This is a genomic window from Dyella sp. 01L423 (assembly GCF_056399945.1).
On record NZ_JBFTSI010000023.1, the window covers coordinates 1 to 863 of the forward strand.

Annotated in this window: 1 protein-coding gene; it reads right to left on the reverse strand. The window is 60.8% G+C overall.

The annotated features are described in order from the left end of the window. Window positions 1-97: 97 nt before the first annotated feature. Window positions 98-850, reverse strand: a complete 753-nt coding sequence (gene istB, locus AC1DMY_RS20835; RefSeq protein ID WP_477166753.1) for an IS21-like element helper ATPase IstB — start codon at window positions 848-850, stop codon at window positions 98-100. Window positions 851-863 lie beyond the last annotated feature (13 nt).

Here is an 863-nt window from a genome sequence, read left to right on the forward strand (position 1 = left end):
TGTTGATTTCCGCCGAAAACTGAGCCGGGCTTTTCATCGAAAAGTGAGCCACCCGTTTGTGCGTCAGGTTAGCTCAGGTGATAGATGAAGGTGAGGTTTAGCGCTCCTTTCCGGTGTCCGTAACGTGGTTCCTGAAGCGGTAACTGTCGTTGCCGGTTTCCAGGATGTGGCAGCGATGCGTAAGGCGGTCGAGCAACGCGGTGGTCATCTTGGCATCGCCAAAGACGCTGGCCCACTCGGCGAAGCTGAGGTTGGTGGTGATGGCCAGGCTGGTGTGCTCGTAGAGCTTGCCGATGAGATGGAACAGCAAGGCGCCACCGGCTTGTGAGAACGGCAAGTAGCCCAGCTCATCGAGGATCACCAGGTCGGCGTCCATGAGTCGCGAGGCCAGCTGTCCCTGCTTGCCGGCCGCCTTCTCCTGCTCCAGCGTATTGACCAGTTCGATGGTCGAGAAGAAGCGCACGCGTCGGCGTCCATGCGTGATCGCTTGCACACCGATGGCCGTGGCCAGATGAGTCTTGCCGGTGCCGGGCCCGCCGACGAAGACGAGGTTCTGCATAGGGTCCATGAAATCGCCGCGGTGCAATTGCCGYACGAGCGCTTCATCGRCGGCRCTCTGGGTAAAGTCAAAGTTGCTCAGGTCTCGGTAGATTGGGAACCGGGCTGCCTTCAGTTGATAGTTCACGGAGCGCACTTCGCGCTCGGCCACCTCGGCCTTGAGCAGCGTGGTCATCAGCGGCATGGCCTCGCGATACAGCGGCGCGCCCTGTTGGGCCAACTCATCAAGGGCCTGCGCCATGCCATGCAGCCGCAGCGATTTGAGTGTGGTGATCACGGCGTCATGCGACATGGCGTGTCCTCCG